The 20,612-nt window shown below is 46.5% G+C and carries 17 protein-coding genes; 13 read left to right on the top strand and 4 right to left on the bottom strand.

What is annotated here, in order from left to right:
• Nucleotides 1–211: 211 nt before the first annotated feature.
• Nucleotides 212–553 carry a hypothetical protein gene (locus ACHZCY_RS05940; RefSeq protein ID WP_205222863.1) on the bottom strand — a complete coding sequence of 114 codons (342 nt, stop codon included), beginning with the start codon at nucleotides 551–553 and terminating at the stop codon, nucleotides 212–214.
• 303 nt (nucleotides 554–856) lie between these two features.
• Between ACHZCY_RS05940 and ACHZCY_RS05935 the strand changes: the two genes are divergently transcribed.
• From ACHZCY_RS05935 to secA, 6 genes are all read left to right on the top strand, one after another.
• Complete coding sequence (locus ACHZCY_RS05935) at nucleotides 857–1,042, top strand: ATP-binding protein (RefSeq protein WP_205222864.1); 186 nt, start codon at nucleotides 857–859, stop codon at nucleotides 1,040–1,042.
• A gap of 264 nt (nucleotides 1,043–1,306) precedes the next feature.
• The gene (locus tag ACHZCY_RS05930) at nucleotides 1,307–1,723 is read left to right on the top strand and encodes a hypothetical protein (protein ID WP_232371060.1); all 417 of its coding nucleotides are present in this window, start codon (nucleotides 1,307–1,309) and stop codon (nucleotides 1,721–1,723) included.
• On the top strand, nucleotides 1,723–2,847 hold the full coding sequence (alr, locus tag ACHZCY_RS05925; protein ID WP_319548178.1) for an alanine racemase: 1,125 nt from the start codon (nucleotides 1,723–1,725) through the stop codon (nucleotides 2,845–2,847). Before ACHZCY_RS05930 ends, alr begins: the two co-directional genes overlap by 1 nt.
• 250 nt (nucleotides 2,848–3,097) lie before the next feature.
• Nucleotides 3,098–4,753, top strand: a complete 1,656-nt coding sequence (gene argS, locus ACHZCY_RS05920) for an arginine--tRNA ligase (protein ID WP_205222867.1) — start codon at nucleotides 3,098–3,100, stop codon at nucleotides 4,751–4,753.
• Between the two features lie 12 nt (nucleotides 4,754–4,765).
• A complete protein-coding gene (locus tag ACHZCY_RS05915) occupies nucleotides 4,766–5,044 on the top strand; it encodes a hypothetical protein (protein ID WP_205222868.1) in 279 nt (92 codons plus the stop codon).
• 642 nt (nucleotides 5,045–5,686) lie between these two features.
• Nucleotides 5,687–8,236, top strand: coding sequence for a preprotein translocase subunit SecA (gene secA / locus ACHZCY_RS05910; protein WP_205222869.1), 2,550 nt, complete (start codon nucleotides 5,687–5,689; stop codon nucleotides 8,234–8,236).
• A 198-nt stretch (nucleotides 8,237–8,434) separates the two neighbouring features.
• On the opposite strand, the gene ppk2 is transcribed toward secA, so the two are convergent.
• Entirely contained in the window at nucleotides 8,435–9,340 is a 906-nt protein-coding gene (ppk2, locus tag ACHZCY_RS05905; RefSeq protein WP_205222870.1) for a polyphosphate kinase 2, read from the bottom strand.
• A gap of 253 nt (nucleotides 9,341–9,593) precedes the next feature.
• On the opposite strand from ppk2, the gene ACHZCY_RS05900 reads away from it, so the two are divergent.
• Nucleotides 9,594–10,007, top strand: a complete 414-nt coding sequence (locus tag ACHZCY_RS05900; protein ID WP_319548177.1) for a hypothetical protein — start codon at nucleotides 9,594–9,596, stop codon at nucleotides 10,005–10,007.
• Nucleotides 10,008–10,030: 23 nt separating this feature from the next.
• On the opposite strand, the gene ACHZCY_RS05895 is transcribed toward ACHZCY_RS05900, so the two are convergent.
• Nucleotides 10,031–10,747: a metallophosphoesterase family protein gene (locus ACHZCY_RS05895; protein ID WP_319548176.1), complete on the bottom strand. Its 717-nt coding sequence runs from the start codon at nucleotides 10,745–10,747 to the stop codon at nucleotides 10,031–10,033.
• A 367-nt stretch (nucleotides 10,748–11,114) separates the two neighbouring features.
• Nucleotides 11,115–12,575: a cardiolipin synthase gene (cls, locus tag ACHZCY_RS05890; protein WP_394713359.1), complete on the bottom strand. Its 1,461-nt coding sequence runs from the start codon at nucleotides 12,573–12,575 to the stop codon at nucleotides 11,115–11,117.
• 167 nt (nucleotides 12,576–12,742) lie between these two features.
• On the opposite strand from cls, the gene argJ reads away from it, so the two are divergent.
• From argJ to ACHZCY_RS05860, 6 genes are all read left to right on the top strand, one after another.
• Entirely contained in the window at nucleotides 12,743–13,927 is a 1,185-nt protein-coding gene (gene argJ / locus ACHZCY_RS05885) for a bifunctional glutamate N-acetyltransferase/amino-acid acetyltransferase ArgJ (RefSeq protein WP_205222873.1), read from the top strand.
• 12 nt (nucleotides 13,928–13,939) lie between these two features.
• Nucleotides 13,940–15,493: a CHAD domain-containing protein gene (locus ACHZCY_RS05880; protein ID WP_319548175.1), complete on the top strand. Its 1,554-nt coding sequence runs from the start codon at nucleotides 13,940–13,942 to the stop codon at nucleotides 15,491–15,493.
• Nucleotides 15,490–16,230 carry a ParA family protein gene (locus ACHZCY_RS05875; protein ID WP_319548174.1) on the top strand — a complete coding sequence of 247 codons (741 nt, stop codon included), beginning with the start codon at nucleotides 15,490–15,492 and terminating at the stop codon, nucleotides 16,228–16,230. The genes ACHZCY_RS05880 and ACHZCY_RS05875 overlap by 4 nt, the downstream gene beginning before the upstream one ends.
• A gap of 3 nt (nucleotides 16,231–16,233) precedes the next feature.
• Nucleotides 16,234–16,734 (top strand): SixA phosphatase family protein, encoded by a 501-nt coding sequence (locus ACHZCY_RS05870; protein WP_319548173.1) that lies wholly within the window; start codon nucleotides 16,234–16,236, stop codon nucleotides 16,732–16,734.
• A 13-nt stretch (nucleotides 16,735–16,747) separates the two neighbouring features.
• Nucleotides 16,748–18,841, top strand: coding sequence for a chloride channel protein (locus ACHZCY_RS05865; RefSeq protein ID WP_319548172.1), 2,094 nt, complete (start codon nucleotides 16,748–16,750; stop codon nucleotides 18,839–18,841).
• Nucleotides 18,842–19,355: 514 nt separating this feature from the next.
• Complete coding sequence (locus ACHZCY_RS05860) at nucleotides 19,356–20,612, top strand: valine--pyruvate transaminase (protein WP_205222878.1); 1,257 nt, start codon at nucleotides 19,356–19,358, stop codon at nucleotides 20,610–20,612.

Genomic DNA, 20,612 nt, shown 5'->3' with positions numbered 1-20,612 from the left:
TCCTGATGATTTGATTGGTTTTGCTGCATATTGTTTGGAAATCATATTCCACGCACCACGGATCATGATGCAATTACACGGTGTGGAGTCGTAGAGCTTGCCCCGGCGATTTTATTGTTTAAAGGAAATAGTTGTTGTACATCCTGAACTGTGTTTTTGAATGGGGTCTTGTCGTTTGCCGGCGGTCTGTGAAGGAAAGGCGGTAATAAAATTAAGACTCACTGCCGAGCACTTTGTTGATGATCATCTGTTTCGTATGAGTATCCGGTTCCGGATTCTGCCAACTGATGAATTGTTTTTTTACTCGCATGAAGTCACCGTTATCTGCTTTGCACTGTTCGCAAATTGATTCGGCATTATCTCTATACATAATTACTTTGCTGGCTGGATCGCCGGCAGGATTGACTGCAGCCATTTTTATGCAACCGCAATCAAGGCGGATGACTGCAACACCTATTCCTTCCGGGCTACCTTCAAGTATTGCTTCAATCATTGCCTGTTCGCCTTTGTTAGCCTGCAACAGGTCGTTTTGTTTGTTAATTCTTTTGGCCATTGTAATTGGTGTTCCTGTTTGGATGGGTAATTGTGAGTTATTCTATTCACTAATAGCTGGTTGAGCAATAAGAAAAAGAAGAGTTGAACATAAGAATAGCCGCCATCGTGGACTTATCGATGCGAGCTTGCTTTTTGTGATAATTAAAAAGAGTATAATACCTGATATGTTTAATCTTGACAAAGTATTGCCGGTCAGGTAGAGGGGAAGCACTTTTTTTAAGTTTTAAATCTTGCTCCAGCAAGGTTGAAAGTATCAATGTGATGTGACGTAGTATCTTAATTTTTTTTGGAGGTTTTTATCATGTGGGAAATAGTAGTCGACAAAGATAAATGTTCTGGTGATGAAGAGTGTGTAGCAGCTTGTCCGGCTCAGGTGTTTGAGATGGTAGACGGTAAAGCTGAGCCTGTAGAAGCTGATGAATGCCTGGGTTGCGAAACCTGTGTTGAAGTTTGCCCTGAAGATGCTATCACTGTAACCGAAGTGTAAGTTACTTTTTCGATAGTTTGCTTTATGATAAGCCCATCCCTGACGGGATGGGCTTATCCTGTTTTTAGAGGGACTTACAGTGAGTTAACTGCAAGTCCCTTTACTGCGTCTAGGAGACTGCCCGAAAATGTCCTTTTTCCCCATGTCAGCGTTATTTTCTAAAAATAATGCTCTCAATATTGTTTATATGGCTGCGCTTATTTTTATAAAATGCCTCGATCTGAGAAAAAATTGCTATTCTCGGACAATATCCTAGAGAGACCTTTGTTTAAGCCTGGCGTTCATCGATCGGTTCATCTCTTTGCCGCCCCTTTTTTGTGGACAACTATTGGGGGGATGCTTATTTATCGTGGCTATGGGTGGATAGACCCGAACAATCGTATTTTTTTCCTGTTGCTGGCTTTTTTTGTCGGTTCGCTTAAATCGTTTTTGATTCTCGATAAGGTTGCTGCAAAGACCATCAGTCGGATTGACACTTTTCAGGATAATACCTGCCTCGGTGCCGTGTTTTCATGGAAGACGTGGCTGCTTGTAGGGTTGATGATGTCTTGCGGGGTGTTGTTGCGAACATTTTTTACCCCTGGAACCATATTGGGCGCCGGATATTGTGCCATCGGATGGGCTCTTTTGTTCTCCAGCCGTCAGGGCTGGTTTGCATGGTTTCGAATAGGTATGCTGTAATGGAATCGCTGAATAAAATAACCATTAGTGCCGGGGCTCTCAGGCACAATTTTGCCGTCTGTCGTCATCATGCAGGTGATGCCGGTATTCTTGCCATGGTTAAGGCCGATGCCTATGGACACGGTATGATTGAATGTGCCGGTATATTTGTAGAAGAGGGCGCAGTTGCCCTTGGCGTTGCTGAAGTCGTTGAAGGGATAAAACTACGTAAAGCAGGTTTTACTGTGCCTGTTTTTATTCTCGCCGGTATTATTAACCAAACATCGCAAGCGGCAGTTGAAAATAATCTAACCCCTGTTGTCGTCGATAACTCGGCGCTTGGAGAGCTCAATAAGTACGCCCGAAGGGCAGGTAAAGAAATCGATATCCATGTCAAATTGGACGCGGGAATGGGAAGGCAGGGGACCTTGCCTGAAGGGATCGTTGCTTTAGTCAAAGAGATTGATGCGTATCCATGCTTGAATACCAAGGGTGTTCTTGCCCACTTTCCCATGGCTGATGACCGCCAATCGTCTAATTCTGATGATGTCCTGGAAACGTTTTCCAGTACTGCCAGGCTAATTGAAAAAGAAATTCCGCATCATTGTATGTATCATATAGCCAATTCGGGAGGCCTGTTTTATGTGCGCGGAGCACAGTTTGATATGGTGCGACCCGGGATTTCCCTTTACGGTTGTTATCCTGATGGAGAAACCGGCAGACAGGCAGCTACGAAAAACCTGCTTAAGCCTGCCATGTGTTTCACCACCAGCGTCATTCAGGTGCGAAATGTAGACAAAGGTGTTGGGGTGGGCTATGGGCACAGTTTCTTTACCGGCAGGCCTACTACTGTAGCAGTTATACCAGTAGGGTATGAAGACGGGTATTTAAGAAAATTATCCAATACTGCTCAGGTACTTATCAATGGACACCGGGCACCCGTCATCGGTAGAATATCAATGAATTTAACCTTGATTGATGCTACAGACGTGGGGCCTGTCAACGTTGGCGACCAAGTCGTTTTACTCGGACCGCAGGGAAGCGAAGAGATAACAGCCGATGAGATCGCCGGATGGATGGATACTATAAATTACGAAGTACTTTGCCTTTTCGGACACATGAACGATCGGGTATTTATCGACTGATTAGCCGACTGTAAAGATACTTTCGCAGCATATCGGTGCGAATTTTTCAGGAGCATTTTACCATTTTTTGAAAACGTACCTATTTATTATAAACAATTTTGAACCTGCCACCGCCTGAGGTGATGATAAATTCGGGTTGGCTGCATGGTTAGCTTTTTTCACTAACATTTGTACCTGCATATTCCCTGTCTGCGCTTTTGCAAGTTACAGTACATCAAAAAAAAACCAGCTATTTCTTCAATATATTAAGATGATAAAGTCACAAGTTAAAGCCGTTGTTGACCGTTGTTTTGAAAAGGGACTCAGCCTCTCTCTGTGGAGTGAAAAGCTGCGTGATCGATACACCGTCGAGGTGCCAAAGCATGAAGGGCAGGGTGATTTTGCTACTAATTTTGCCATGGTTGCCGCTGGGATTGACAAGCAGAATCCCCGGCAGATTGCAGCCCAGTTTGCAGAGTTGGCCGCAGAAGAAGCGAGTATTGTCGATCGTTGGGAAATCGCAGGGCCCGGCTTTATTAATATTTTTCTCAAACAAGATGTTTGGACATCTGTTCTACCTGTTATTGAAGAGCAAGGGGAACGGTTTGGCTTATGTGAAGATGGAAAAGGAAAAAAAGTTCTGGTTGAATTTGTCAGCGCCAACCCAACCGGTCCGCTTTCCGTAGGTCATGGCCGCAATGCCATTATCGGTGATTCTGTAGCACGCCTTCTCGAAGCAACCGGATTTAACGTCCAGCGCGAATATTATTTTAATGATGCCGGACGACAGATGCGAGTTCTTGGCGAGTCAACCCAGGCAAGATATTTTGAACGTCTGGGCATGGAAAACAATTTTCCGGAAGACGGATACCAGGGGAGCTACATTTATGATATTGCCCAGGCGATGATTGATAAGGGTGGCGACACATTTAAAGATGCTGAGGTTGAGGTGTTTAAAGAACATGCCAAAAATGCCATTTTTAAAGAGATTGATGCTACACTTAAACGAATTGGTATCCGTTTTGACAGCTATTACAATGAACATACCCTCTATGAAGAAGGGATGATTGACGATGTTGTCAACACCTTTAAAGAAAAAGACCTGGTTTACGAGAAAGACCAGGCATTATGGTTTAAGACCAGTGAATTTGGGCAAGAGCAAGACAGGGTGATTATCAAGAGTAGTGGTGAACCCACCTACAGGCTACCGGATATCGCCTACCACCGGGAAAAGTTCAGACGTGGCTTTGACTGGATGATTAATGTGTTTGGTGCAGATCATATAGCGACGGTTCCTGATGTGCTTGCCGGTGTTCGTGCCCTTGGTTACGACGATGAGCTGATTACCGTGATCCTCTATCAATTTGTCACTTTGCTGCGTGGTGGCAAACAAGTTAAGATGTCGACCCGTAAGGCTACTTTTGTCACCATTGATGAGCTGGTGGATGAAGTCGGAACGGATGCGCTGCGTTTTTTCTTTTTGATGCGGAAGGCAGACAGCCAGCTTGAATTTGATTTAGACCTGGCTACAAAGCAGAGTCAGGAAAATCCGGTTTATTATGTACAGTATGCCCACGCCCGTCTATGCAGCATAGAGAGGCAGGCACGGGAGCTGGGGGTAGAATGTCCTGCCGGTGAGGCCGTTGATTTGAGTATGCTGCAAGAGGCCGAAGAGTACGGCTTGCTGAAAACAATGGCTGATTACCCGCAGCTTGTTGCCGGAGCGGCCATGGACCTTGCACCGCACAGACTTATTTTTTATTTGATGGAATTGGCTGGACAGTTCCATAGCTTTTATAATAAACATAAAGTGTTAACCGATAATGTGGACCGCAGTCAGGCCAGGCTGTATCTGTGCCGGTGCCTGAAAACCGTGTTGCATAACGGGCTTACGCTGGCCGGTCTCAGCGCCCCGGAGCGTATGTAGTTTTTTACATTTATGGCTGCAAAGAAACAACCACGATCAAGGAAAAAACCTGTTCGCAGATTTCAGTTTCAACTGAGTTGGTCAGGACTCTTCGGGGTAATTATTGTTGCCTTTTGCCTCTTTCTTTGGATGTTTATGCTGGGCGTGTGGGCTGGGCAAACTATTCTTTTACCACATGTTGGCACGAAGCCGGTTGTTGCCTTAAAAAAGGGCCACCAGTCTACTCACATGTCGCCGGCTTTGCCGGAAATTCATCCATTGAGCAAGAAAAGGCAACTGGGTAATCAGTAAAGCATAGTTGCCATTCAGCAGCACGCCACGGAGTCTGCGCTTACCTCTCTCCACGATCTGCCCGGTCGGCATACTAATGGGTAGCTGATTGGTCAGCTTATGAATATTTGGAGCACTGCTGAATGGCTATAGTATGGGGTCGGTTGACAGTTTGTAGCTCGTCCCTGATAGTTACAAGCAATGAAGGGTTTACTGCACCGGCAGTCAATCAGTGCGCTGTATGACTACCTTCGAGATTTTATAGTGTATGAGGAAACCGGCGAAATATAAGGAATCTGCTCTCTTCACATTTGTTGGGATGATCCGGCGAAGATACGTTCCTTGGCTGTGATGGATAAAAAGCAGGGGGTGCGGTATTGGGAGAGAATTGGTTCAGTGTTGTCTTGACGAGGCAAAGAGTCTGGAAATATCACAGGTTTTCGTACTCACCTATCAGGCTGATTTTTTAAAGGCTCTGGCTTTATAGACAAGAATAAACAGGAATTTCCCAACAAGATTTGGAGTGACTGTATCCATTGTACCACGTTTCCGGATTGCGATGAGGATGCACTGATTCACATAAGCTCACCCCACCTCTATTAAATGTAATTTCTACCATTTTTTTGATCTCTCGGAGCTTGGGCTTCGAAATTGGAGAATTTTATGCTCGGAAAAGCACTTACCAAGGTTTTTGGCAGTAAAAATGATCGTATCATTAAACAGCTTCGTAAAACTATCAACACTATCAATGAGTTGGAAGCTTCTATTGAACCTCTTAGTGATGAAGAAATCGCAGCCAAGACCGTGGAGTTTCGTCAACGCCTCGAACAAGGAGAAACCCTTGACCAGTTGCTCCCGGAAGCCTTTGCTGTGGTGCGAGAAGCTGCCAGGCGGGTACTTGGAGAGCGACACTACGATGTACAGCTTATCGGTGGCATAGTGCTGCATAGCGGCAGAATTGCCGAGATGAAAACCGGTGAGGGAAAAACACTCACCTCGACTGCACCTGTGTATCTCAATGCCCTCACCGGGAAGGGGGTCCATGTGGTTACGGTCAACGATTATCTTGCAAAACGTGACGTGGAGTGGATGGACAAGGTTTACAGTTTCCTTGGCCTGACCACAGCATGTATTATCCATGAAATGGATGATGCCGAGCGCCGGGAAGCGTATAATGCCGACGTAACGTACGGTACCAACAATGAGTTTGGCTTTGATTATCTGCGCGATAATATGAAGTTTGATATTGCCGACTATTGCCAGCGTGGTTTTCATTTTGCCATTGTCGACGAAGTGGATTCTATCCTTATTGATGAGGCTCGTACGCCGCTTATTATTTCCGGGCCGGCTGAGCAGACCACTGATATGTATGTGAAAGTCGACAAGTTGATGCCTCATTTTAAAGAAGAAGAGCATTATACCAAAGAGGAAAAATCTCGTCAGATCATGCTTACCGATGACGGGGTCGCCCTGGCAGAAGAATTGCTTGGCATTGATAATCTTTACGATCCATCTAATATCAATCAGTTACACCATATTAATCAGGCTCTGAAAGCCCATTTTGTCTTCCAGTGCGATGTCGATTACATAGTCAAGAACGGTCAGGTGGTTATTGTTGACGAGTTTACCGGCCGGACGATGGAAGGCCGCCGCTATTCGGATGGCCTTCACCAGGCCCTTGAAGCAAAGGAAAAGGTGACGATCGAAAAGGAAAACCAGACCCTGGCCTCTGTTACTTTTCAGAATTACTTCCGTATGTATGATAAACTGGCAGGAATGACAGGGACCGCTGATACGGAAGCTCCTGAGTTTAAAAAGATCTATGGCTTGGATGTGGTTGTTATTCCAACCCACAAGAACATGATTCGCAAAGATTATCCCGATCTTATTTATAAGAACCAGCAGGCTAAATACCGCAATATTGTTAATGAGATAAAAGAGCTTAATCAAAAAGGTCAACCCATTCTGGTAGGAACTATCTCCATTGATATTTCAGAGAAAATATCGAAGATGTTGACCAAGGAAGGAATACCGCACGATGTGTTGAATGCCAAACAGCATGACCGGGAAGCGGAAATTATTGCAGAAGCCGGGCATGCAGGCCGGGTAACCATTGCCACCAATATGGCTGGTCGTGGTACCGATATCAAGCTTGGCGAAGGGGTTCGCGAACTTGGCGGGCTGCATATTCTTGGTACCAGCCGACACGAGAGCCGCCGTATCGACAACCAACTGCGTGGTCGCTCCGGTAGGCAGGGTGACCCCGGCTCATCACGTTTTTTTCTCTCCCTTGAAGATGATTTGCTGCGTATTTTCGGCTCCGGACGTCTTGGCGGTATCATGGACAAACTCGGCATGGAGGACGACGAGCCCATAGAACACTCTATGGTGTCGAAGGCCATCGAAAATGCCCAGCGTAAAGTGGAAGGGCACAACTTTGATATTCGTAAACACCTGCTTGAGTATGATGATGTGATGAACAAGCAGCGTGAGATCATATACAAGCAGCGTCGAGAAGTGCTGGAAAGTGAAAATGTCCAGCCCATTGTCGAGGATATGATAGCAGAGTTGGTCGATGAGATATGCGGACATATTGCAGTCGAACGAACACCTTCGGAAGACTGGAATTGGGACGAGTTTAACGAACGGGTAGCGCAGCTTTTCAATAACAAGGTAGAGTGGGCGCCTGAAGAGCTTGTTGACTTGGATTTGCAACTGCTTGTTGAAAAGTTAAACGATGCTGTCAAAGAGTGGTACAGCGGGCAGGAAGAAAAAAATGGTGTTGAGCAGATGCGCCAGCTTGAGCGGATGGTGCTGCTGCAGATGGTGGATACTCTATGGAAAGAGCATCTCCTGCAAATGGATCATTTGAAAGAAGGGATTGGTTTGCGTGGCTACGGTCAGAAAAATCCGCTTAACGAGTATAAGCGCGAGGGCTTTAATCTGTTCATGAGCATGATCGAGGCTGTGAAGCTCCAGACCGTATCAACGTTGATGCGAGTGCAGATTGTGCAAGATGATGAACTTGAACGGCTGGAAGAGGAAAGGCGGATACAGCGGGCGAAGGAGCTGGAAGAGGCGAAAAAAGCAACCAGGCCCCAGGCAGATGATCGACAGCCACAACAACGCAAGGAAGAGAAAATAGGTCGTAACGCGCCCTGTCCATGCGGTTCAGGCAAAAAATATAAAAAATGCTGTGGTGCGGCCAACTGAGAAGAGAAGTATTCCTTACTAAAAAAAGTTATCGCCGAAACACACATCTTTCATGAGAAATCCGGGTTGATATGTTTCAGGGCACAGTGGGGGATCTCTGTGCCCTGTTTGTTTTTCAGGATATTTTTCAAAGTACCTTCAGCTTGGCAACGAATATTCACGCGGCGAGCTGAAGCGGAGCACTTGATGGAGTGTGAGTCAGCCCCTGAGATCGCTGGGGTTGAAAAGATTTTGTTCCATATGCTTGATCTCATCAATCCCGGATATGACAATATTTGGATCCGGCTCAAGTTCTTTTAAGTCTATTCTCTTTTCATACTCAATATTAGAGAGCAGGTGTTTCATGCAGTTGATACGTGCTTTCTTTTTCACGTCGGACTTAATGATGGTCCACGGAGCAAGGGTCCGGTTTGATTCGTTGAGCATTTGAAATTTTTTTATGCTGTATTTATCCCAGAGCTTTTGGGCAAGGTTGTCCACCGGAGACAGCTTGTATTGTTTGAGAATATCAGTTTTTCTTGCCTCAAATCTTTTTTTCTGTTCGTTTTTTGAAACGGAAAAGTAGAATTTAAACAGGTATATTCCATCTTTGACCAGCAGTTCTTCAAATAAAGATACATCCTTTAAAAAGCGTTTGTGCTGCTCGTCGGTACAAAAGCCCATAACCGGCTCAACCATAGCCCTGTTGTACCAGGAACGATCAAACAGAACCAACTCTCCGCCAGCCGGCAGCTTTGATACATATCGTTGAAAATACCACTGACTGACCTCTTTGTCACTGGGAGCAGCTAAGGCGACCACCCTTGCGTTGCGGGGGTTAAGGAAGGCCGTTATTCGTTTGATGGTTCCACCCTTGCCTGCAGCGTCGCGGCCTTCAAAGATGGCTAGTACCCGCATGTTTGTTTTTTTTATATGCAGCTGCAGCTTCATCAGTTCAATTTGCAGCTTCTTGAGTTCGGCTTCGTATTCCAGATGGGCCTTTTTGATCCATACCGAACATCGTTTATCATCCTGTTTGGCTTGCTTGTTCTTAAGGGCAGTCCCCTCCAGGAGTTTGGTATCGATCGGACAGGATGGATTGTTTTCCTTTTTTTTCTCTCCCATGTCATTCTCCTTGTGCCGACTCCGGCTATGAAGGGTATTACCCTTGGTAAATATACATTGAGCTATTGGTTGGAACAGGGCTACTGTTCGATAGATTCCGAAGAAAATTTGCAAGAAAATAAGAAAAGATAATGCAATTTAACTGTTTGGTATTAAACATATTGTATTGAATGAATACCGATGAAACAAGAGGAGTCTACTGGAGTTAGTAATTTTTCTCAAATAAAAACTATCAAACAGCGGGGTAGCAGATATGCAGCAGTATCAGCAGGAGGTTGCAGCCTTTCTTCAAGATTGGGTCGAAACCAAAGAGAACAATAAGCAGGGGTTTGAGCGGTTTTACAAACAGTTGCAGGACAAAGAAAAGGGCAGTGTTGAGTTCCATCCACGACCAGGGGTGACTTATTCCCTTCGCGGTATGACAGCCGGAAAAGAAGCTCCGGTTCTCTATGTTATGGTTGACGTAATTGAAGATGAACCACGGTGGTTATCAGTCTGTTTTTACGGTGCCATGATTACGGATCCGGAGGAAAAAGGAGCGTTTGTACCAGGTGGACTTCTGGGGGAAGATGCGATCTGTTTTGACCTCGAAGAGTATAACCAGCTGGAATATGCTTATGTGGAAGCTCGGATTGAAGAGGCGTATGCCTCTGCTGTCAATCAATAAACAGGTCGGAGTGGGGCATTCTGTCAGTTGAGTTTCTTCCCGGTCCGAAACATTTCTTTGTAGATGGAGGGGAGATGGAGGCTGGTGATACGTTCGGCAACCGCTTCTATATCATAGGTACAACGAAAATGAGTAACCTGTACCGAGCGGTGCTGTAACTGCAAGACTGCATAACAAGCCTGCGGGTTACCATCAAACATCCTCCCGGCAGACCCCGGATTGATAAAATGTACGCCCTCGATATGTTTGTGATAGGGGGAATGAGAGTGCCCTGTAACAACGATGGTACAGGATGTGACGGCAGCAAGTTCTCTAAATCGTTTGTCCGGGGTGGTTTGAAAAAGGAATTCTTCGTGGTCTTCAGGGCTACCATGAAAAAGACACAATCTGTGTACACCATGCTTGCATGTGTATTTTTTTTTCAGGGTGCAAAGATACTGCCGATTGCTCGGGCTGAGAGCCTCAACCGTGCTGGTGTACATGATACGTTTTTCCGGCTTGCGCGGTTTTTTAAAAGTTTTCCCCTTGAGGAGTTTTATAACCTTGTCATCTGTGTTGCCCCGAATGGATTGAACGTGATACTTGCGAAGCCAGCTGAGTACTTCATCCGGATAGGGGCAATAGACCGTTGAATCTCCACTGTTGCAGATGAGATCGAATTGGTCCAAGGGATGTTGTTGCGCGATGGCCTCAAGAGCAGGGAAATTCCCGTGGATATCGCTGAGTAAAAGAATTTTCATGGGTATTTTCCCGTTCCGTGATGTTGAGTAGCCCAGATTTCTCATCAATACAGTTTTTCACAGGGTAAGGCACAAGCCGCGCTGCAGGGAAGCGTAGACTCCGGTAGTAAACTACCGCAAGTGGTTTGTAACGTAGATCCTGCAGAAAAATCTGTTGACCCGGAGGGGCAACTTTTTGATTGAAACCTAAATCTTGCCACCCTTCGGGATTGTCCGATTTTACCGAATCTGCCTTGTTTGCGCACACTTGAAGTACTACAGTACGTCTGCGTGTACGCAGCCTCGCACCTTCGGCAAACTTGGCAATTGCAGGATTTAGGTATCAATTTATTGAGTTTATAATCAAAAAGTTCATGAGAAATTGTGGTTAAAGAAGAGGACCGACCAGAAGCGCTACATTTTCCATGAATCTTTCCCGGAAAGGACGTCGGGTGAAGAGCTCACAGTCTATTTTTCTCGCACTTTGCACATAGCTCTGTTGCAGCTCCCTCACCCTGGCGGTGAATTCCTTGTTGTAAATAAAAAGGGTCATCTCAAAGTTGAGCCAGAAGCTTCGCATATCAAGATTTACAGAACCAAACAGGCAGAAGTCGTCGTCAATGGTAATGGTTTTGGTGTGGAGCAGGCCACCGGAGAAGCCCATTATTTTTACCCCGGCTTTGGTCAGAACCTCATATCGAGCCCTGCTGGCATAATGAACCAGTCGAGAATCATTTTTTTCAGGGACAATAATGGTTACATCCACCCCCCGTTGTGCTGCAGATTTGAGGGCTGCCAGGATGGCGTTGTCCGGGACAAAATAAGGGGTGGTAAGGATGAGTTTTTTCCGCGCGGCATAAATGGTTGTGAGTAACAGGTTGTGGATGGCTCCTTCTTCCAGGTTCGGACCTGAAGGGACAAGCTGTACCAATGCGTTTCCCGATGAATCGACCGGGTGAATGTCTGAACTAGGGTACAAATCCTCTAAAGGAATGTGGTTTTCCATCATCCAGTCATAGGTAAAAGCTGCTGTCATGACTTCGACCACCGGCCCGCGGATGCGGACCATGGCATCTATCCATTTACCCACCCCTTGGTCCTGTTTGAAAAAGCTTGGGTCAACCAGGTTCTGGCTGCCGGTATAGGCTATGGTGCCGTCAATGATGGCTACCTTGCGGTGATTTCTCAGATCTATGCGAACAAAAAGTGCTCGGATGAGTCCTGCAGGTAATGCTTCCGCTATCTCTATGCCGACGGAGCGCATTTTTTCAGCCGGCGCACTGCTTAAAAAGGGTTTGCTGCCGATGGAATCAACCAGGACGCGACAGGTTACACCTCGTTTTTTTGCCTCAATCAAGGCATCGGTAACATTATCAGCCAAACCACCTTCGTTCCATATGTAAAATTGAAGAAAGCAGCTGGATTTTGCCCTGCGGATATCTGTGATGAGTTTGCGTAAAAAAGTGGTGGGTTCGCTGATGAGCTCCAAACAGTTATCCGGCATTGTGGGGATACGGACCATTGCATCTATTTGCCGGTTGATGGGGATGCATTCAGGATTAATTTGTTTCCAGTCAACTGAAACACGCTTGTAAAGTGCCTGGGTCCATTGACTTATAACAGGTTGTTCAGAAAGTATTTTTGAGGCCCTTCTCTCACCAAGTCTTACCTCTCCGAACAAAAGATACATGATGGCTCCGAAAAAGGGCAGCAGCAAGATAATGATCAACCATGCAAGTGATACACTGGCAGCTCTTTTGCGCATAATGACTCGCAAAGACAGGCCTATGCGAATGGCAAGATCGGTAATGAAAATGGATGTGGTGAGTATCCAGTAAATTTTATCCATAATTATTTACGAAGGCCGTTCTAAATAACGGCACATGTTGAGGGGGGATAGGTAGAGATGAACAAAAATGACCAATATAAATTATGTTCATCCTTTTTTTTTGTAGGTTATCTGTTAGATTACAACTAATTCTCTTTCTATTAAACTAAATATTATACAGGGCTTGTATGCAGGTTAAAGGATTTAGTGCTGCCGCCGTAAAGGCAGGCATTCGATATCAGGATCGTTTTGATTTGGGGCTTATTTATTCTCACACTCCGGCTGTTACTGCCGGTGTTTTTACCACCAATTCGGTGAAGGCGGCCCCCGTGCTGATCGATATGGATCGTTTACGGCAAGGAAGCGTACAGGCAGTACTGGTAAACAGCGGTAATGCTAATGCCTGTACCGGGGAAGCCGGCATGGAAACCGCACTGGCGATCAGTTCCTTGGTAGCCGAGCAACTTGCCATAAAAGAAGAGCTTATTCAACTTGCCAGTACAGGTGTCATTGGCGAGCCTATACCTTTTGCACCTTTTGAAAAGAATATACAAGAGTTGGTTGATACACTCTCACCTGACGGTTTTGATGATCTGGCACAGGCCATGATGACCACCGACACTTATCCCAAGACAGCCTTTACCACTGTTGACCTTGATGGGAAAACTGTTTCCATCCTCGGCGTTGCCAAGGGATCGGGCATGATCATGCCTGATATGGCAACTATGCTCTGTTTTGTGGTTACCGATGCTCAGATAGTCTTTCCGGTGTTAAATAGCATGGTTAGGGAGGGGGTGGATAAAAGTTTCAATCGGATTACGGTTGACGGTGATACCTCGACCAACGATATGGTGCTGGTAATGGCCAACGGTGCGGCCGGCAATTCGTGGATTGATGAAGAAAGTCCAGCGACTGCACAGCTGTTTGAAACTGCACTGCATGGAGTGCTCCATGATCTGGCCTTGCAGATTGTCAAAGATGGCGAAGGTGCAACTAAGGTCGTCACCATTCGAATTGAGGGCGCAAGAGAGCAGGAGGAGGCTATGAGTGCTGCCCAGACCATTGCCAACTCTGCTCTGGTGAAAACCGCTTTTTTTGGAGAAGATGCTAATTGGGGCAGAATTATCGCAGCACTGGGTCGTTCAGACAGCGTTTTTGATCAAAACAAGGTGTCCATAGCCTTTGATGAGGTGCTGCTGGTTGAAAATGGACTTGCCCTGGGCGCGGAGGCAGAAAAATCAGCGAGTGAAGTGTTGAAAAACAAAGAATTTACGGTCACTGTCGACCTCCATGAAGGCCTGGAGTCAACAGAGGTGTATACCTGCGATTTTTCATATGATTATGTGAAAATTAATGCCGATTATCGAAGCTAGGAGTACAGCGTCATGGAACATCAAGTAGTTGATAACTGGTACCTTCCCGAGACTATGGAACCGACAGCCATGTTCAAACGGTTGAAGCGTAAGTTCGGCCTGGTTCACGAACCGGAAGTGCACCACAAAATTACCTACTGCGATTCCTTTGACTGGCGGCTTTTTGCAAACGATTACCTGTTGTCCTGTGTCGGAACGGCGTGGAGGCTGCACGATCTCCATACCGGTGAAATCATTATGGAGGAGAGCGGACCCAAGGTAAATAAGGCGTGCTTTGCCAAGGCGTTTCAAGTCGGTGGGCTGCAACAGCAGTTAACAGATATTTTGGAAATGCGTTGCGTCTCACCAATAGCCTCCGGCGAAGTTACGGTGCAGGAGTGCCGGCTTGTTAACAAGGATGAGAAAACGGTGGTGCGTCTTTTTCTGGAGCAGCACCAGATGACAGGTGCTGACGATAGACTGCGGGCGGTGAGGCTGGAACCGGTCCGGGGATATATAGACGAACTTGAAGCAGTACGCAGCATATTGAAACAGTTTGAGCCTGTAAACAGGCCGCCTGCCTACATCGCTATGGAGCAGGGGTGCACCTGTTTGGGAAGAACACCTGGTGATTATTCTTCAAAAATGGTGCTCCATCTTGATCCTGATCAGACTGCTCGTTCAGCTGTAGGCATTATCTATAAGCAGCTGCTTGAGGCAATGCATGTCAATATTCCAGGGGTTCTGGCAGACCTGGATTCCGAGTTTCTCCACGATTTTCGAGTAGCAGTAAGAAGGACCCGGTCAGGGCTTTCCTTGATTAAGGGCGTTCTTCCGCCTGCGGTAGTAGAGAAATATAAAGAGGATTTCGCGTATCTCGGGCAGGTTACCGGTCCCACCCGCGACCTGGATGTCTATTTGCTGTATGAGGATGAATATAAATCCCGCCTGCCGGAAACACTGCAAGACGGGTTGCACAGCTTTTTTGAGAATCTTGCGGCATTAAGGGCTCAGGAACAGCGAGCGCTGGTCAGGGAGCTGAAGGGTCCCCGGGTCGAGGAAATCCTTTGCTCATGGCAGGCATACCTTGACAATGAAGATACCCAGTCAGCTAAGTTTGCCGACTCGCCGGTGATTGATATTGCCACAAAAATTATTTATCGTCGCTATAAAAGAGTTCTTAAGGACGGGTTGGCCATAACCGACAAAACACCCGACCGAGAAATCCACCGTCTTCGAATCCAGGGAAAGAAATTGCGCTATGCAATCGAATTTTTTGCCTCTCTTTTTCCGGCACAAGATATTGCTACAGCCATAAAGCGTCTCAAGAAATTACAAAATTATCTTGGTGATTTTAATGATCTTTCCGTGCAGCAGGATGTGTTGCGCAACCATTTACAGGGGATTCGACCTGGATCGCGGAAGAATCTCGAGCTTGGAGCGGCTTTAGGGGCTTTGATGAGCAATCTGCACCGGGAGCAGGTGAAAGCACGCGGAGATTTTGCTGCTATTTTCGGCAAGTTTAGCAGTGCTCGCAACATTGCGCTTTTTGAAAAGCTTTTCACCTGTAAAAAGGAGGCAATATGAGCATTTTAGCGGTTTATAATATCAAAGGTGGCGTCGGAAAAACAGCAACATCCGTCAACCTTGCTTATCTCTCAGCCTCTCAAGGGGAAAAAACATTGCTCTGTGATCTGGACCCACAGGGATCAGCATCCTATTATTTTCGTATACGGTCCCCCAAAAAATTGAATACCAAAAAACTGCTCAAGGGCGGCGAGCATATTGAAAAAAATATCCGTGGCACCGATTACCTCGGACTTGATCTGCTACCGGCTGATTTTTCGTATCGAAATATCGATATTGCCCTCGACGAGTTGAAGAAATCGACCGTCAGATTAAATAACGTTCTTCGTCCATTGCTTGCCGAGTATGATCGGATTATCCTTGACTGTCCGCCTAATCTGACTCTGCTTGCAGAGAATATTTTTTATGCTGCAGATACAATACTGGTACCGATCATTCCCACTACCCTGTCGCTGATGTCCCTGAAACAACTGTTTAAATTTATGGAGAAAATAGGGCAGAAAAGGACCAAAGCGCTGGTGATGTTTTCCATGGTGGAAAAACGGAAAAAGATGCATATGGAACTTATGGGTGCCATGCGAAAAAGAAAGGGTGTCCTTCAGGAGCCTATTCCTTTTTTAGCCGATATCGAGCGCATGGGAATATATCGTCAACCTGTAACTGCAGCCTTACCCAATTCAAGGGCCTCACAAGCGTACAAGGCCCTGTGGGCGGAAGTCTGCCGAAATTTAGGCTAAGTTATGAAAAGACTGTTGATCTGTCGTCATGCCAAGTCCAGTTGGAAGAACCTCTCTTTGAAAGATAGAGACCGACCGCTCAATAAACGGGGTAAACGCGACGCTCCTATGATGGGCAAACGGTTGCACCGGAGGGGGATATCCCCTGATGCGGTTATCACTTCACCTGCCCGGCGTGCTGCAAAAACCGCCGGACATTTGGCGAAAGCAGTGCACTTTTCGACTACGCACATTCAGGTTGTTGACTCATTGTACGGTGCTTCGCCAAGCTCAATTATTGAGTTATTGCGCACTGTGGACGACTCTCTTGCAACCGTTATGGTGGTTGGGCACAATCCGGAATGCACCATGCTGGCAAATTTTCTGGGTGGATTGCATATAGACAATGTGCCGACCTGTGGTGTTGTTGCGCTTGATTTCCATATTACACACTGGCAGCACGTGAAAAAAGGTGAAGGAAAGCTTGTCTTTTATGACTATCCCAAAAAGGACCCAGCCCCTTAATACGAGGTAGAGCGTGAAAAGAAATCCGCTGGGTCTTTTTCTTGATCGTATTTCTCCCCCGCAAGGTCTTCTGCTGATATTGCTGGCCATTCTTGTCGGCAGTGTCACCGGGCTGGCCGCCGTGTTGTTCATCAACCTGATTGCCGCTATCCAGAAGATGCTTTATGCTCTTTTCCATGCTGTAATGCCGTATGTCGGAATATGGAGCTACCTGCTTGTTCCTGTGAGTGGCGCATTACTTGCCGGTCCTTTGATTGCCTGGTTTGCCCGTGAAGCCAAAGGACATGGCGTGCCTGAGGTGATGCAGGCTTTAATCCTCCGTGGTGGCAGGATAAGAGCTCGAGTCGCTATTGCCAAAATCATTGCTTCTGCTCTGTGTATTGGTTCCGGAGGGTCTGCAGGTCGTGAGGGGCCGATTGTTCAAGTGGGGTCGGCGTTCGGCTCTGTTACCGGGCAACTGCTTCATCTCTCGGATGAGCGTATCAAAAATTTGGTTGCCTGTGGTGCCGCTGCCGGGATTGCAGCAACCTTTAACGCTCCCATAGCAGGGGTAGCGTTTGCCATTGAAGTGCTCATGAGCGAACTGCAGGTTCGTATGTTCGGCAATGTGGTTATTGCGGCGGTTTCAGCTTCTATCGTCAGCCAGGTTTTTCTTGGTGATCAGCCCGCCTTTCTGGTCCCGGCATATTCCATGTCTTCACCTTTTGAAATTTTACTCTATCTTTTCCTGGGACTGGCTGCGGCCTTGGTTGGTATTTTTTTTATTCGTTGCCTGGATTACTCAGAACAGATTTTTGATGGCTGGAAATTTCCCCTGGCATTGAAACCTGCCGTTGGAGCAGTCCTGCTGGGCGTGGTTGGGATGAGTTATATTGCCTTTACCGGAGCGTCACCTGCAACGCTTGTTGGTTTTTCAGCTGAACAGCTTGCCGAACATAAACCGCATGTTTACGGATCGGGTTTTGCGTTTATTGAACGAACCTTACGCGGAGATGCCGCTTTCCTTCCCTTTTTGCTGCTTGTTTTTCTTAAACCGATAGCTACCTCATGCACCCTCGGGTCCGGTAATTCGGGCGGTGTTTTTGCGCCGTCTCTTTTTACTGGAGCGATGTTGGGAGGGAGCTTGGGCGCTTTGTTTTCCACCCTGTTGCCAGAACTGTCAGGGCCGATCGGTGCCTATGCTCTGGTTGGGATGGCTGCAGTGTTTGCCGCCTGTGCCCATGCGCCGTTAACAGCTATTCTGATAGTATTTGAAATGAGCAGTGATTATGGCCTTATTCTGCCTTTGATGATTGCGGCTGTGACGGCTTCCAATGTGGCACAGTATCTGTTTCATGATTCCATGTACACAACCAAGCTTACCCGTCGCGGTATACGGTTTGATCAAGGTCGGGATCTGGATATCATGCAGGGGGTAATGGTGCGTGAGGTAATGAATACGGAACCGGTGGTTGTTGAAAAAAACGCCCCTCTTGCAAAGCTTTATCAGATGTTTCAGGAAACCAATTATCTGGGTTTTCCGGTGGTTGACGAAAAAGGGCTGCTGTGGGGTATCGTTACCCTCCAGGATTTGGAAAAGGTACTGGGTGCCGACAATGAGCCTATTCGCGATCTGAAAGTGGTTGATGTCGCCATTGTGGACCCGGTTACGGTTTTTCCTGATGAGCCTATCTGGACAGCGATTCAGAAAATGGCCCCGCGTGATTTAGCCCGTTTGCCGGTTGTCAGCAGAAGTAGTGAGACAACCCTTATCGGTTTGATCAGCAGGAGCGATATTCTTCGAGCTTATGATGTTGGTATTGTACGTAAACAGCGGGGACAGCTTTTAGAAGACAACATGCTGTTACGAAAAGAGGAACAAAATGTGTTTGTCGAAGTTCGATTGGATGCCGGTCAGCAGGCGGTCGGTGTTCGTCTGAAAGATCTGGGTTTGACCGAGGCTGTGAATGTGGTTTCCATAGAAAGAGGTGGGGTCTTACATATCCCCAAGGGAGACAGCCGTTTTGCAGCAGGTGATATTGTCACCCTGTTTGCAAAAAAAGAAGCAGTTGAGCTTGCAAAGCAACAATTTGATAATGGGCCGGACAAGAAAGAGAATGGAGAATGATAAACCACGGTCACAACGACCAAATTGCTTGAAATGTAAACATTTTTATGTGACTTATGAACCCCGTCACCCACGAGGATGTCGGGCATATGGATTTAAGAGTCGTGAACTGCCTGCAGCGGTTGTTTTTGCTAATTCGGGAGTTCATTGTCGTCTTTTTCAAAAAAGGTAGTGACTGTTCAGCAGCACACCACGGAGTCTGCGCTTACCTCTACGTACAAACAGGCAGGAAAACATAGCATTACTATAGTTATCCTGTCTGCTTGTACGCATCTGGAGCACTGCTGAACAGCTACAAAAGATAAACCTAACATTCAGCAGCACACCACGGAGTCTGCCCTTTCCTCTGCGCACGATCAGGCGGCAAAACAGACCATTACGCAAGTTATCGAGCCTGTTTGTCCACATTTGGAGCATTACTAAATGGGTACAGGTTAGGTTCAGGTAAAAACAATAGTACAGGGTTACAAAGGATTAAGTTGCAGCCACGAAGCTGCACAAGAACAAGGACCACATGAAATTATCAAAATTTGGAGAAAAATTTTCAGGAGATGCCGGCATCCTTTCATTAATGGATGATTTGGGCAATGCGATGGCCGAAGGTGGTATGATTATGATGGGAGGAGGAAATCCCGGCTCCATTCCTGAAATTGAACGTGTTATGCGTAAGCAACTGCAAAGACTGATTGATGACGATCAGGCCCTGCGTAAGCTTATTGGGATATATGATCCGCCACAGGGGAAAAAAGAATTTCTTAAGGCGCTGGCATCTCTTTTACGCAAAGAGTTTGGTTGGGATGTATCTTCTGCAAATATCTGTCTTACCAACGGCAGCCAGGCGGCTTTTTTTCTCATGTTCAATATGTTTGCCGGGGAGTGTGAAGACGGGACAAAAAGAAAAATCCTGCTGCCCATGGCCCCCGAGTATATTGGGTATGCCGACCTTGGCCTGAGTGACGATTTTTTTGTTTCTGTTCGTCCACGTATCGAATGTGTCGGTGAAAATCTTTTTAAGTATCGGGTTGATTTTGATAATATTTCAATTACCGAAGAAATTGGTGCTATCTGTGTTTCCCGGCCAACCAACCCGACAGGTAACGTTCTCACCGATGATGAGATCAATGGGCTCGCTCAATTGGCCGAAAAACATGACATCCCGCTGATAGTTGATTCCGCTTATGGGGTACCGTTTCCCTGTATGATATATACTGAGGTGCAACCGATTTGGACTGAAAATCTTATCGTTTCCATGAGTCTTTCCAAGTTCGGTCTCCCTGCTGCCCGTACAGGCATTATCATTGCCGGGAAAAAATATGTAGATGCACTGTCGAGTATTAATTCCGTTGTTAATCTCGCTCCGGGAAGCTTTGGCGCGATGTTGACCACACCCTTGATAGAATCGGGAGAGATCTTACGGCTCAGCAAAGATGTGATCAGACCTTTTTATAAACAAAAAATGGAAAAAGTGATGGAGGTTGTCAAGGATGCGTTTGCCGGTTGCAAGTACAAGGTGCATATTCCGGAAGGTTCCATGTTTCTCTGGTTTTGGTTCCCTGATCTGCCGATAACCAGCCGTGAATTGTACCAGCGCCTGAAGCAGCGTAAGGTTTTAGTGGTTTCCGGAGATTACTTTTTTCCAGGTCTAGAACCAGGCTGGCAGCATACTAATGAATGCATAAGGGTCAATTATTCGCAGGATGAAGGAGAAGTGCACAAAGGGATTCGTTTAATCGCTGAGGAAATACGCTTAATTTACAGGGAAGGGAACTGA

It is taken from the genome of Desulfogranum marinum (assembly GCF_963675105.2).
Lineage (GTDB): Bacteria > Desulfobacterota > Desulfobulbia > Desulfobulbales > Desulfobulbaceae > Desulfogranum > Desulfogranum marinum.
The sequence above is the reverse complement of the archived record's forward strand: the minus strand, read 5'-3'. Positions and strand labels throughout refer to the sequence as shown.